This window comes from Marinomonas gallaica (assembly GCF_049821165.1).
GTDB lineage: Bacteria > Pseudomonadota > Gammaproteobacteria > Pseudomonadales > Marinomonadaceae > Marinomonas > Marinomonas gallaica.
The window spans coordinates 705,001-718,692 of the sequence record NZ_CP187511.1 but is presented as its reverse complement, the minus strand read 5'-3'; the positions used below and the strand labels follow the sequence as shown (position 1 = coordinate 718,692).

Below are 13,692 nucleotides of genomic sequence, written 5' to 3'. Positions count from 1 at the left end.
TAGGCAGAATTATTGAACCATTCAGACTCTGACGTATTCAGTTTACCTAGCGTGGCCGATACTCACGAACACGATTATCACCAGCTCGTTGTGGTGTTAGACGGTAATACTGATTTTGACATCGACAGCAAAGGTGGCCGACAAATGCGTTCGGGCAGCGGTTGCATCGTGCCGTCGTCAGAAGGCCATCAGTTTGTTGGTTTGGGCGACAATCGCATTTTAGTAGTGAATCTACCGGTGCCACCACAGAAAGCCATAACCGACGAAGAATACGAGGTGGTATCCCGTTTATTCGATCAAGCCGCCTATTTCGAGCTTAATCCACGCTTACAAGTGCTCGCATCGGCGTTGTCAGGTGAGCTACAGCAGTACCCGGAAGACATGCTGTTAGCGCGTGCCTGTGGTAATACTTTACTTAGCGCGATTCGCCATCAGTTAGGAAGCCAAGACGTCAAAACTCGCGGACAACAGCTGGATATTGAAAAGCTTGATCAATTTATTGAGCTCAACCTGTCCCGCCGCGTGCAAATAAACCAACTTGCCAACTTCTGTTTTTTAAGTGTTAGCCAGTTTCATGAGCGCTTTAAAGAGCGCACCGGCATGACGCCCCATCAATATTTGATTCGTAAGCGTTTAGAGCGTGCACAGCTGCTATTAAGAGAAGGACATACACCCGTTCACGTGGCCGAAATGTGTGGTTTTTCAAGTCAAAGTGCCATGACCAGCACTTTCTCTCAGACACTTGGTATTACACCGCTGAAGTATCAAAAACAGTTCCGCGGCGTTTGATTAACCCACATCGCCAATCGTTCTATTACACAGATAAAAAGCATTTCACCTCATTTACGCTCTTTTTTGGCGCATTTACGCATTTTTAAAAACACTTATTTTTTCTATCGGATTTTCTTATAAAAAATCCCGAGTATTACGAAAGACGCTGTAACCCCCCTGTCACTATATTTCACACATACAATAAGGTCGCTTTTGTTGCATTGAACTTACTTGAGTTTTCACAAGTCTTTGCAACACTTAAAGATCGTATCCTCAAAAAACACAAACGGTTTAAAACGGAAGCATGGCTTTCCGGTCGTCGCGGGAGAATCCGACTATGTTTAATGCGCTAGAAGTGTTACAGCCAACTATTCTTGAGCAATCGCTCAGCCAGCTTTGGGACCGCATTTCACCACTGTACAGTGTCGATGAAGAGCAATGGCTTACAGAGCTATTGAAACTTGCCGAACCCAGCGACGTTCAGCTTAAAGCAAGTACGGATGCGGCCACTCACTTGATCGATCAAGTACGTGCTGACGGCGAGTCCATGTCGATGATCGACTCACTGCTATTGGAATACAGCCTAGACACCAAAGAGGGTATCTTGCTGATGTGTCTAGCAGAAGCCCTGATGCGCGTACCGGATAAAGAAACCGCTGATGCCTTCATCAAAGACCGTTTGAGCGTCGCCGACTGGGCCTCTCACGCCAACAACTCTGATTCATTCTTCGTCAACGCCTCCACATGGGGTTTATTGTTGACGGGTAAAGTCGTGACCATGGACGAAACCAAAGATGGCAAACCGGCTAACTTAGTCAATCGTATGGTTAACCGTATGTCAGAGCCTGTTATTCGTAAGGCAATGAACCAAGCCATGAAGATCATGGGACATCAATTCGTTTTAGGCCGTTCAATCAATGAAGCGTTGTCTCGTGGTAAAAGTTACCGTGACAAAGGCTACACTTATTCGTTCGATATGCTGGGTGAAGCAGCGTTGACAGCGCAAGACGCTGATAAATACCTCACGTCTTACATGCAAGCTATCGAGTCTGTTGGTCAAGACACTTACAGCAAAGGTCATCGCCCAACAATTTCAATCAAACTGTCAGCACTGCACCCACGCTACGAAGTAGGCTGCGAAGAACGCGTGATGACAGAGCTGTTTGAAAGCGTTAAAACGTTAATCAACAAAGCTCGCTCGTTAAACGTTGGCATCACCATTGACGCCGAAGAAGCAGACCGTCTAGAGCTATCATTGCACTTGTTTGAAAAGCTGTTTCGTGACGACTGCACCAAAGGCTGGGGCTTGTTTGGCCTAGTGGTACAAGCCTACTCGAAGCGCTGCCTGCCGGTATTGAACTGGCTAGCGGCACTTGCTAAAGATGTAGGCGATCGTATCCCGCTACGTCTGGTAAAAGGCGCTTACTGGGACTCTGAAATTAAATTGTGTCAACAGCGTGGCCTAAGCGGTTACCCTGTGTACACACGCAAAGAAGCAACCGATGTATCCTACTTAGCCTGTGCTCACTTCCTATTAAGCACACACACTCGCGAGTGGATCTTCCCACAATTTGCCAGCCATAACGCCCACACGATCGCGACAATTGCGACCATTGCAGAGAATCTAGGCGCGACCACAAGTGAATACGAATTCCAACGTCTACACGGTATGGGCGATGCGCTGTACAACCGCTTGATCAAAGACAAAGATGTCTGTGTACGTATTTATGCACCTGTTGGTAGCCACAAAGATCTACTTCCTTACCTAGTACGCCGCTTGCTAGAAAACGGCGCTAACAGCTCTTTCGTACACCGTTTAGTGGATGCTCGTTGCCCTGTATCAGAACTCGTCGATCATCCAGTGACGGTACTGAAAAGCCGTAAAACGCTGCGCAATCCATTTATCAGCCTACCAAAAGACATGTTTAAAGACCGTAAGAACTCTTACGGCCCGAACATTGAAATCGAATCAGAGTGGAAGCCTTTTAAAGCCTCTGTCGACGTATTTATGGGGCAAGACACCCAATGGACAGCCATGCCAATCGTTGGCGGTGAAAACGTGTCTACGGGTGATGTGCATGCGGTTAACTGCCCATACGACCACACGCTAGCTACAGGGCAAGTTCATTGGGCTAACGGCGAGATTGTTAACCAAGCCATTGAAAAAGCGGACGCGGCCTACCCTGCTTGGTCACAAACACCGGCGACAGAGCGTGCAGCCTGCCTAGAGCGCATGGCTGAGTTGATGGAAGAAAACTACGCTGAATTGGTAGCAATCTGTCACCGCGAAGCAGGTAAAACCATCCAAGACTGTATTGACGAAGTCCGCGAAGCGGTCGACTTCTGTCACTACTACGCACAGCAAGCACGTCAGAATTTTGCCGCGCCGAAGACGTTCACAGACTTCCTAGGCAACACGCAACACGCACAGCAAACTGGTCGCGGTGTATTCGCCTGTATCAGCCCGTGGAATTTCCCATTGGCGATCTTTACTGGCCAAGTCGTCGCAGCACTGGTTGCAGGTAACTCAGTGGTTTGTAAAGCCGCTGAGCAAACGTCTCTGATCGCTTTTCGCGCGGTACAAATGCTGCACGAAGCAGGCATTCCAAAAGAAGTGTTGCACTTCCTACCAGGTAACGGTGCAACGGTTGGTGCGCCAATGACTGAACATAAAGCCATTGCTGGTTTGGCCTTTACTGGTTCAACGGGGACCGCACAGTTAATCAACCGTACCTTGGCAAACCGCGGTGTCGCACCTGTACCCGTGATTGCTGAAACCGGTGGCCAAAATGCTATGTTGATCGACTCAACCTCATTGCCAGAACAAGTTGTACGCGACGCCGTTCGTTCTGCGTTCGCGTCTGCGGGTCAACGTTGTTCCGCGTTGCGTGTCATGTTTGTTCAAGCGGACATTGCCGATCGAGTGATCCCAATGATCGCAGGTGCGATGAAAGAGCAAAGCGTTGGCTTGCCTTACTTGCACTCAACGGACGTTGGCCCTGTGATCGATGAGAAAGCACAAAAAATGCTACTGGATCACATTGAAGTCATGAAAAAAGAAGGTCGCTTGATTGCTCAGTCTGCACTACCAGAGTGGGCTGACAAAGGAACCTACGTGGCACCAACGGCCTTTGAAATAAACAGTATTGATCAACTCAAAGATGAAAAATTCGGCCCGATTCTGCACGTGGTTCGCTACAAAGCGAAAGACCTCGACAAGATCATCGATACCATTAATAACTCAGGGTTTGGTTTGACCATGGGTGTTCACAGCCGTAACGAAACCACATGTGCCCACATCGCTCAGCGCGCTCGTGTCGGCAACTTGTACATTAACCGTGACCAAGTCGGTGCCGTTGTGGGCGTGCAACCGTTCGGTGGCCAAGGTTTGTCTGGTACTGGCCCGAAAGCTGGTGGCCCTCACTACCTTCCACGCTTTGCCAAAGAGCAATTGGTTTAATTCGGCTAACAGGAGACAACACCTATGACTATTGTAAAACCTATTCAAATCGAAGTCGCCAACCAAGCCTTTGAAGCTTGGGACCACTTGGGCGTCTCTGGTCGTGCAGAATGCCTAGAACAGGCGATTTTTAGCTTAAGTCATGCGCAAGCGAGTATGGCCCGCTGGCAAATCGAAAATGCCAAACACGAAATTGGCGAAGATTTGCTAATGCCAGGGCCAACAGGAGAAAGCAATACGCTTTCTACTCACGGTCGTGGTGCCTTTTTGGTAGCCGTTCAATCCAGCTTATCTGGCGACAATCTGTCAGTTGGCTTGATTGGGCAAGTGTTTGCGGCGTTGATTGCGGGTAACCCGATCATTACCGTAGGCCCTGAAGGCCAAGCGATCATGGATCAAATGTCTAAATACGTGCCAGAAGGCATCATTCAAAATGTGGCGGAGTCAGCACAAGACTCCATCCTTGATGCAACGGATCTAGCAGGTGTTGCGATCATCTGTGACGCAGATAGAGCTAAACATCTGAATAAACAACTGGCTCAAAAATCAGGCTTGTTGTGTCAGTTAGTGGAAGAGACAAACGTGCAAGCGCTGACAACCATTGCTGCGCCGCACTACATTTTGCGCTTCGTTACGGAACAAACCGTAAGCAACAACACCACCGCTATTGGCGGCAACGCTACTCTGCTTGAGCTAGGCAGCAAAGCAGAGTAACGCGGTATTGAGCGCACGACAGGGAGTCTCCACCCCCTGTCTTTTTTATTTTGGGGCTCTTTTTCCTCCCGCAAACGAGTCCAGCCCGTTGATTGATGACTAATCAGCGGGCTTTTTTTTGCACGTCAAAAGCCTCCCTGTTTAATCATAGTACGCTAGGCAAACGCGGTTCCTACCTGTCATTTTGGCTTCGTACAAGGCCTGATCCACTCGTTTAAAGGAGTCTTCTAATTGTTGCTCAGAAGCCAACTGAATCGCCCCAATTGAAACCGTCATATTCACTTGCTCGCCTTTTAAAATGAGAGGCTGCGAAGGAATATGTTGGCACACTTTCTCTGCGGCACTTCGAGCTTCGGCTAAGTTAGTTCTCGGTAGCAGCACGTAAAACTCTTCCCCGCCAATACGATAAATACTGGCATTACTCGGACTTGCTAGGTAAATGCAACGCACCAAAAACTTAAGCGCTTCATCACCACAGCTGTGGCCAAACTGATCGTTGATCGATTTAAAATGATCTACGTCGATGGTCAACAAACTGATGGAAGAATATGATGCCTGGGCTTCGCCTAAGGCCGAGCTGACAGCATCATCAAACTCACGGCGGTTTCCGACACCCGTTAACGGATCTGTGCGACTGACTTTATCAAGCTCACGCATTAAGCGGTTCTTTTCGGTAACATCCAACATGACTCCAACTTGGCCGCCTTTGTTACCATTAGATGTATAAAAAATAGCTTTGTGAAATTCTATTTCGAACCGCTCACCTTGAGCATTTTTTACATCTGTTTCATATTCCTGCTTGCCGCCTTTGGCCAACAAGTCTTGATCAGCCTGATAGTAGATATCAGCTAATTCTTTAGGTGCCACATCGTACACAGAATGATCAATTATTTTCTCTTTTGATAAGCCAATGAATTCACTAAAAGCAAGATTACAGCCACGATAGATGTGCCATTCATCTTTATAGAAGATCGGCACCGGAATTGCGTCTATCACGGTTTGCAGCGTATTTTGTTGATAAGAGGGTTGTGGATTATGCCAAAGACTGCGTGACTGCTCGGCGACTACCCAAGTTGCGATCCGCTCTAAATCCTCGAGCCCAGCGCTGTCATTGGCACCTTGTTCAACCCACGTTAAAGCACAACTAAGATCCCACTTATCCAATACCATAAGAATTTTTCGCGCACCAATAAGAGGGATATCGCGGCCCTGAACATCTGACTCATGCAGCAATGCCATGCCTGAAACGGGCACTTCTTGAAGGCACTCTATTTCTTGCCACTGAAATTTGAACACGCTCTGATCTAGTAACGTTGCAAGCACGACCTTATATGACGTAAGGCAACCGGAGTGATAAATGGTGGAGGAACTCATGGTATCCTGACCTTTGTATGTTTTCATACAAGGTTAAGGCGAGCATACTATTGGGTCAATGATCTCAGTGCGGTCTTTCGATAAGCTTTGTATATGATTGTTAATCTTTTCCGTTAGATCAAAAAAAGCCCTACTTTAAGCAGGGCTTTTAAGAACCATTTAATCTAAGAACGTTTACTCCGCATCACGCGCATTAATGTAAGCGCGTTCTGACACGTCATGCCACTGCGACACTTTGCCTAGGAAGGTTTTAAAAGAGTCGTATACTTTCTTACTCATTTCGTCATTTGCCGCCACGCCTTCCAGTGTTTCATGCGACGCTTGTTTCAAGGCTTTTAAAACGTCTTCTGGGAACGGACGAAGATCAACATTATGTTCATTCACTAACGTCTGCAATGCATCGTTGTTCAACGCAGTAAACTCGTCCAACATGTCTTGCGTTGCTTGACGAGATGCGGAACGCACAATCGCCTGTAGGTCTTTAGGTAGCTCTTCGTAAGCCGTTTTGTTGACCAATAGTTCCATCTCAGAACCTGGCTCATGCCAACCTGGGTAATAGTAGTATTTCGCCGCTTTATACAGACCAAACGCAAGGTCATTGTATGGGCCAACCCACTCTGTCGCATCAATCGTACCCGTTTGCAGCGCTGTAAAGATTTCGCCACCAGGTAAGTTAATCGGTGAGCCACCTAGCTTCTCAAGCACTTCACCACCTAAACCAGGAATGCGCATTTTCAGACCGTTAAAATCTTCTAATGAGTTGATTTCTTTATTGAACCAACCACCCATCTGTACCCCAGTATTACCCGCAGTCAATGGCTTTATGTTGAATGGTTCGTAAACTTCTTCCCATAGCTTCATACCGCCGCCATGGTAGATCCAAGAGTTGATCTCTTGTGCGGTCATGCCAAACGGTACCGCTGTGAAAAATTGCGCCGCAGGAGCTTTGCCTTTCCAATAATAAGCTGCACCATGGCCCATTTGAGCGGTGCCGCGAGATACCGCATCAAACACTTCTAACGGTGGCACTAGCTCTCCCGCCGCATAGACTTTAACTTTCAGACGGCCACCAGACATTTCCGTAATGTTGTTCGCTAGGTTTTCTGCACCGGTTCCAAGACCAGGAAAGTTCTTTGGCCATGTCGTGACCATTTTCCATTCGATGGTTTCTTGTTTGGCAGGCGCTGCCGCTTGTGTTTCCGTACTGCTTGACTGCTCAGAACCGCCACATGCAACTAATGTTGCCGCGGTGATCCCTGCAAGCGTCCACTTGCTAAATGCTTTCGCGTTGATCATTGATGTATCCCTCAGAAAACTCGTTACTTTATTCTTTTTGTCAGTTTACGACTGGATTGCGGCCGTATAATAAACTCAGCTAATCGCAAGCAAAAAACTTATTTCTTCCGCATTGGTCACGAATGATACTATGCTCTGCATCTAAATAGCTCAACACTTGTCATCATAATTGATCAAAAAAAAGCCCCTTAATCCAACGACTAAGGGGCTTAGCAACCATTCAGTTATTAAAACAAGCTACTCACCTGCACGAGCATTGATGATGGCACGCTCAGAGATGTCGCTCCATTTCATGACTTTCTTTTTAAAGTCCTTCATAGAGCTGTATACTTTTTGACTTAGTGGATCTTGGGCAGCCACTTTTTCCATCACGGTATCCGTTGATGCACGGAACTCCGCCAATACGTCGTCAGGGAAACGTTTTAAAATAACACCATGGTCGTTGATCAGTGTTTCTAGAGCACTGTTATTCATCGCCATGAATTCATCAAGGATGTCTGCATTGGTTTGACGTGCTGCCGCACGGACAATCAACTGCAGGTCTTCTGGTAATGCCTCAAAAGCATCTTTGTTAACCACCGTTTCCAACGCAGAACCTGGCTCTTGCCAGCCTGGGTAGTAGTAGTATTTCGCCGCTTTATAGAGTCCAAAGGCTAGATCATTGTATGGGCCGACGAATTCAGTCGCATCGATGGTGCCAGTTTGCAGTGCGGTAAACATTTCACTGCCCGGCATGTTAACAACCGTGACACCCGCATCGGCTAAGACTTCGCCTCCTAACCCCGGCATACGCATTTTCAGACCATCAAGATCCGCTACCGAGTTAATTTCTTTATTGAACCATCCTCCCATTTGCGTGCCAGAGTTACCCGCCGCCATAGGGATCACATTAAACGGTGCATACACTTCTTCCCACAATGCTTGGCCACCACCATGAGACAACCAAGCATTCATTTCCTGTGCCGTTAGGCCAAAGGGCACTGTGGTAAAGAATTGCGCGGCTGGCACCTTGCCTTTCCAATAGTAAGAGGCCCCATGACTGATTTGCGCGGTGCCACGAGAGACCGCATCAAAGGCTTCCAACGCTGGCACTAACTCACCGGCCGCATACACTTTGACATGAATACGGCCACCAGACATGGCGGTAATGCTTTCAGCTAGGTGCTCTGCACCCGTGCCCAATGCTGGGAAGTTTTTCGGCCAAGTGGTCACCATTTTCCACTCAATGGTTTCTGGTTTCGCCGGAGCGGCCGCTTGTGTTTGCGTATTCTCTGATGGCTCAGAACCGCCACAGGCAACCAAGCTGGCTGCTGTGATGCCAGCAAGCATCCACTTGCTGAAAGCTTTTACGTTGATCATGGATATATCCCTTAGGAAGCGAGTTACTTTATTTTTGTCAGTTAAAACCGAAGTGCGCAGAATTATCTCACGCTCTTAGGCAATGATCCTATGTCCAGCACATGGGTATCCAAGGATACTATGTTTTGAGTAGAAATTGCTCAACAACCCTATTAGCAATTGGTATAAAAAAGCCTCTTAATTCAAAGTATTAAGGGGCTAAATGTGATCAAGTTCTAATCCACATTAGTCAGCGGATCGAGCGTTCAGAATAGCGCGCTCAGAAATATCACTCCATTTCATGACATTCTGCTTGAAGCGCTTCATGGAGTCATAGACTTTTTGGCTCAATGGATCGTTAGCAGCCACTTTTTCCATTACCCTCTCCGTCGATGCACGGAACTCCACTAAAACATCATCAGGGTAGCGTTTTAGAATCACCCCATGCTCGTTAATCAAGGTGTCTAGCGCGCTGTGATTCATCGCGGTGTATTCATCTAGTATTTCTGCATTGGTTTGACGTGCTGCCGCGCGAACAATCAACTGCAAATCTTCCGGCAAGGCTTCGAATGCCTCTTTGTTAATGAACGTCTCAATCGCTGATCCGGGCTCTTGCCAGCCTGGGTAGTAGTAATATTTCGCCGCTTTATAGATACCAAATGCCAAATCATTGTATGGCCCGACGAACTCTGTCGCATCAATCGTGCCCGTTTGCAATGCCGTAAACATTTCACTGCCTGGCATATTCACAACTGTTACCCCTGCATCCGCTAGGACTTCGCCACCCAAACCCGGCATACGCATTTTCAGTCCGCTAAGATCGGCAACAGAATTAATCTCCTTATTGAACCAGCCGCCCATTTGCGTACCTGTGTTGCCTGCTGCCATAGGGATAATATTAAACGGTGCATACACCTCTTCCCAAAGCGCTTGACCACCCCCCTGAGACAACCATGCATTCATTTCTTGTGCCGTTAGACCAAATGGTACCGTCGTAAAAAACTGTGCTGCAGGCACTTTGCCTTTCCAATAGTAAGAGGCCGCATGACCTATTTGTGCTGTGCCACGGGACACCGCATCAAACGCTTCCAGTGCAGGAACTAATTCGCCCGCGGCGTAGACTTTGACCTTAATACGGCCACCAGACATAGCGGTAATGCTTTGTGCTAGATGCTCAGCACCGGTGCCCAATGCAGGAAAGTTTTTCGGCCAAGTGGTGACCATTTTCCACTCAATTGGCTTAGCCTTCGCAATTGGCGCGGCTTGACTTGTATCCGATGCAACGGGGTCATTACTACCACCGCAGGCGGCTAACGTAAGAGACAACAAACCAGCCAGCGCTAATTTGCCGAAATTCACAATTGTATTCATTATCTTCCTCAGAAAAACCAGTTACTGACTGCCTGCACTTGTATGGCATATAGCAGTATCGCTCGACGTGCCATAACGCTAAAAAGCTCGGCACGATAGGAATGGGATAAACGGCAGTATTTTTGTTTTTGTCGTCGCTTGGAGTGCACTCTAGTCAGTGCGCGCGAAATGGTATGATGGATAGTTGATCAACTCAATGAAAATCTAAACAGCCAATAGAATTTCATTGAGCTTAGTTCAAGAGATCACGCAAAAAGTGCGTAAGTACGCTGACACATTAGAAAGGGCTGGTGTAAAACCAAGCCTTACGCTCCCCTGATTGTGCCGACTGCTCTACTAGTTTCATAGCGTACACCAACTCACAGGCTTGCTGCTTAGAAACTGGCGCATCGCCTTTACCTTGAATCGCATCCGCTAAACGCTGATAAAACTCAATATAACGACCTGCAGATAATACTTCCTCCGTCTCAGTAATACTGCTTTGGTCAGGTGCATTATATCTCATCGCTTTTTGGACTCCTTTGGCAAAGTCATCTTGACCGGGTAACTCACCCGCTCGCAAAGCATCTTCTTGAGCGTCTAAACCAAAGCAATGCCAAGTGCCAGCATCAAAGCGGGCATTAAAGCGACGCATGTCCCCTGCTTCAAATAAGCTTGCACCAAGTCGAACTCGAGACTTGCCATAACCCAACTCGATTTCGAACACATCCGGTGCAGCGCCTTCTTCACGGAGTGTGTCTATGCTTGCGCTTAACCAGTCAGGCGTTCCCAGCAACGCCAGCACCTGATCTATCACATGAGGCCCAAGATCCCAGAAGATACCAGTGCCAACACCAGGCTGCTCACGCCAACGGTCTTGAACTTCCGGTCGAAAACGGTCAAAGCGGCTTTCTAGCTGCTTCAATTGCCCTAACTCAGCGGTTTCAACTAACTCTTTTAAACGTAAGAAATCGCCATCAAAACGACGGTTTTGATACACAGTAAAGACTAACCCTTTATCGTACGCTAAGCGGCACAACTCTTCGATTTGCTCCACCTCCGTAACAGAAGGTTTCTCAAGCAATACATGCTTACCCGATTCTAACGCCAACTTAGCTTGTGGAAAATGCAGCTCATTAGGCGTCGTAATCACTACCAGATCAACGTCACTACTTTTAATCAATGCATCGGCATCGCCAACCACCGTGACATCAGGCCAATATTGATGCACCTCTTGAGGCTTTGAAGAACAAATATAGGAAAGCGTCATCGCGGATTGATGCGATACAAACGGTGCGTGAAAAACTCGTCCAGATAAGCCAAACCCAATGATGCCAACACGAATTGCCATACTTTTCTCTCGCTGTAATTGATAAAGATTATTTATAACTTTCTTCCCAAGTACTTCTCAACTTGACGCTTTTCCCACTCTGGGCCAAACCACTTGATCAAACTGAACGCCCTCAGACCATGAAATGTTAGTCCTGCACCCCAACCTAATAACGGCCAAAAAGCCCAAATATACTCAGGACGAGTTACAAGGTTTATCGTAAACAGCAGGGTCATTACCACTAAATACTGTCCCAGATGAATATAAAAACCTTTTACTCGTTTGACTCGAGCGAATGCTAAACGCTCTTCAATATCGACTTTTTGAGTTTGACTGTCACCTGTTGCCATATCGGATTCCTCTTGTAAGTTTGACACTGTTGTTTCAAAAACAGCAGCCAAAGCTTTTAGAGATTCCAAACCAGCTTTTTGCCCACTTTCAATCCGCTGAATAGTACGAATACTAAGGCCACTCAACTGGGAAAGCTGATCCTGTGACCAACCTCGTTGTAATCTAAGCTTTTTGATAATCATCTTAAAATCCTTGTCACTGCTTGAGTCATGAAACTAACAGCTGCAAGCAATAAAACTTACGACACTTACCTGACATATTGGTGACAGTCCTTATTTTTCAATAAGTTAGAGATAAAATTTTGTATTTTAGTTAATGAAAAAAACTTCTTATAAACACATTCACCATTACAGTAGCATTATCTTATTGAATCTTCTGCACATCGGAATGACTTTACTGAAGGATTTGAAAAGCGGGCGCTGACGTGTTCAGCATGACGCAATGATATTGCGACACTATTAGATGACGTTACCTTAATGTCAAAAGTCACAGCGAAGAAAGCTCGTACAGTGCGCGATTATGGTCTGACTCTAAACACTTTCTCTGATCGATACCATAAGACGCACTCTTTAGGGATGCGCAATCTAGCTACGTTGAGGTGTTGATGCGTTGAGATGAGAAAAACCGAAGACACAAAAAAGCCCTGACAGCGTGGCTATCAGGGCTTCCTTTGTATGATGCTTGACGATATCTATGCCCTTGCGGGACTCTCACAGGGGGGCTCCCTCACTACCATCGGCGATGATGAGCGCCTGCGGCGTGTTGAGAGCCACTTCTGAGTTCGGGATGGGATCAGGTGGTGCTATGCCTGTGTTTTTCTGAACGCCTTCTCTGACTGATGCCATAAGGCGCATGCTTTTGATGTCACGCGCTGACGCGTCGAAGCATGAAACAGGCGCAAGCGGGGCATAAAAGGGATGCGCAATCTAGCTGCGTTGAGGTGCGGAAAACCGCAGACATAAAAAAGCCCTGACAGCATCGCTATCAGGGCTTCCTTTGTATGATGCTTGACGACGACCTACTCTCACATGGGATCTCCCACACTACCATCGGCGATGGCGCCTTTCACTTCTGAGTTCGGGATGGGATCAGGTGGTTCAACGCCTCTATGATCGTCAAGCAAACGGGTTTGCGATCGTTTTGGGGGCTTATGCTTGCCTTAGCCAAAACACGCAAGTTCGTGAACTTGAGTCTTTAACAATAAAACTTTTGAAATAGTGATAACCAAGTATCAAACCAGTACCTCCAAGGATGGAGGCAATACTGAAAATTGTCTGGAACAATTTCAGTAGTGTCGTAATCTGTAGTACAGCGAGTATGTTTTCTTCACACTCGACCTCCATGGAAGGAGGAAGTACTGTTCGTTGTCTGGAACAACGACAGTAAAAACCATTTTGGTGTTATATGGTCAAGCCTCACGAGCAATTAGTATTGGTTAGCTCAATGCCTCACAGCACTTACACACCCAACCTATCAACGTCCTAGTCTCGAACGGCTCTTTAGGGCACTTTAAGTGCCAGTGAGATCTTATCTTGAAGGAGGCTTCCCGCTTAGATGCTTTCAGCGGTTATCCCGTCCGAACATAGCTACCCGGCAATGCCACTGGCGTGACAACCGGAACACCAGAGGTTCGTTCACTCCGGTCCTCTCGTACTAGGAGCAACTCTTCTCAAATCTCAAACGTCCACGGCAGATAGGGACCGAACTG

Annotated in this window: 9 protein-coding genes and 2 rRNA genes (1 of these 11 only partly in view); 3 read left to right on the top strand and 8 right to left on the bottom strand. The window is 47.2% G+C overall.

The genetic code is table 11. The features are described from left to right. Window positions 1-12 precede the first annotated feature (12 nt). The 3 genes from ACPUEK_RS03330 to ACPUEK_RS03320 all read left to right on the top strand — a co-directional run bounded on the left by ACPUEK_RS03330 (window position 13) and on the right by ACPUEK_RS03320 (window position 4,945). The gene (locus ACPUEK_RS03330; RefSeq protein WP_067221245.1) at window positions 13-789 is read left to right on the top strand and encodes an AraC family transcriptional regulator; all 777 of its coding nucleotides are present in this window, start codon (window positions 13-15) and stop codon (window positions 787-789) included. A 319-nt stretch (window positions 790-1,108) separates the two neighbouring features. Continuing rightward, complete coding sequence (gene putA, locus ACPUEK_RS03325) at window positions 1,109-4,231, top strand: bifunctional proline dehydrogenase/L-glutamate gamma-semialdehyde dehydrogenase PutA (RefSeq protein WP_425642321.1); 3,123 nt, start codon at window positions 1,109-1,111, stop codon at window positions 4,229-4,231. 24 nt (window positions 4,232-4,255) lie between these two features. Continuing rightward, a complete protein-coding gene (locus ACPUEK_RS03320) occupies window positions 4,256-4,945 on the top strand; it encodes a 1-pyrroline-5-carboxylate dehydrogenase (RefSeq protein WP_067221250.1) in 690 nt (229 codons plus the stop codon). 141 nt (window positions 4,946-5,086) lie between these two features. On the opposite strand, the gene ACPUEK_RS03315 is transcribed toward ACPUEK_RS03320, so the two are convergent. From ACPUEK_RS03315 to ACPUEK_RS03280, 8 genes are all read right to left on the bottom strand, one after another. Continuing rightward, a complete protein-coding gene (locus ACPUEK_RS03315) occupies window positions 5,087-6,319 on the bottom strand; it encodes a diguanylate cyclase (RefSeq protein ID WP_425642320.1) in 1,233 nt (410 codons plus the stop codon). Between the two features lie 174 nt (window positions 6,320-6,493). Further along, window positions 6,494-7,615 (bottom strand): TRAP transporter substrate-binding protein, encoded by a 1,122-nt coding sequence (locus ACPUEK_RS03310; RefSeq protein WP_067221255.1) that lies wholly within the window; start codon window positions 7,613-7,615, stop codon window positions 6,494-6,496. 237 nt (window positions 7,616-7,852) lie between these two features. Then, entirely contained in the window at window positions 7,853-8,974 is a 1,122-nt protein-coding gene (locus tag ACPUEK_RS03305) for a TRAP transporter substrate-binding protein (protein WP_425642319.1), read from the bottom strand. 225 nt (window positions 8,975-9,199) lie between these two features. Beyond that, the gene (locus tag ACPUEK_RS03300; protein ID WP_425642318.1) at window positions 9,200-10,324 is read right to left on the bottom strand and encodes a TRAP transporter substrate-binding protein; all 1,125 of its coding nucleotides are present in this window, start codon (window positions 10,322-10,324) and stop codon (window positions 9,200-9,202) included. A 277-nt stretch (window positions 10,325-10,601) separates the two neighbouring features. After that, window positions 10,602-11,654 carry a Gfo/Idh/MocA family oxidoreductase gene (locus ACPUEK_RS03295; RefSeq protein ID WP_425642317.1) on the bottom strand — a complete coding sequence of 351 codons (1,053 nt, stop codon included), beginning with the start codon at window positions 11,652-11,654 and terminating at the stop codon, window positions 10,602-10,604. Window positions 11,655-11,686: 32 nt separating this feature from the next. Then, entirely contained in the window at window positions 11,687-12,166 is a 480-nt protein-coding gene (locus tag ACPUEK_RS03290; protein ID WP_067221267.1) for a 2TM domain-containing protein, read from the bottom strand. A gap of 823 nt (window positions 12,167-12,989) precedes the next feature. Next, window positions 12,990-13,104: ribosomal RNA gene (gene rrf / locus ACPUEK_RS03285) — 5S ribosomal RNA — on the bottom strand. A 284-nt stretch (window positions 13,105-13,388) separates the two neighbouring features. After that, window positions 13,389-13,692 (bottom strand): 23S ribosomal RNA (locus ACPUEK_RS03280) (it continues 2,583 nt past the right edge of the window).

Bases quoted from the DNA above. Each gene is read 5' to 3' on its own strand.
- putA (WP_425642321.1), top strand. From the start codon at position 1,109: ATGTTTAATGCGCTAGAAGTGTTACAGCCAACTATTCTTGAGCAATCG.
- ACPUEK_RS03320 (WP_067221250.1), top strand. From the start codon at position 4,256: ATGACTATTGTAAAACCTATTCAAATCGAAGTCGCCAACCAAGCCTTT.
- ACPUEK_RS03315 (WP_425642320.1), bottom strand. From the start codon at position 6,319: ATGAGTTCCTCCACCATTTATCACTCCGGTTGCCTTACGTCATATAAG.
- ACPUEK_RS03310 (WP_067221255.1), bottom strand. From the start codon at position 7,615: ATGATCAACGCGAAAGCATTTAGCAAGTGGACGCTTGCAGGGATCACC.
- ACPUEK_RS03305 (WP_425642319.1), bottom strand. From the start codon at position 8,974: ATGATCAACGTAAAAGCTTTCAGCAAGTGGATGCTTGCTGGCATCACA.
- ACPUEK_RS03300 (WP_425642318.1), bottom strand. From the start codon at position 10,324: ATGAATACAATTGTGAATTTCGGCAAATTAGCGCTGGCTGGTTTGTTG.
- ACPUEK_RS03295 (WP_425642317.1), bottom strand. From the start codon at position 11,654: ATGGCAATTCGTGTTGGCATCATTGGGTTTGGCTTATCTGGACGAGTT.
- ACPUEK_RS03290 (WP_067221267.1), bottom strand. From the start codon at position 12,166: ATGATTATCAAAAAGCTTAGATTACAACGAGGTTGGTCACAGGATCAG.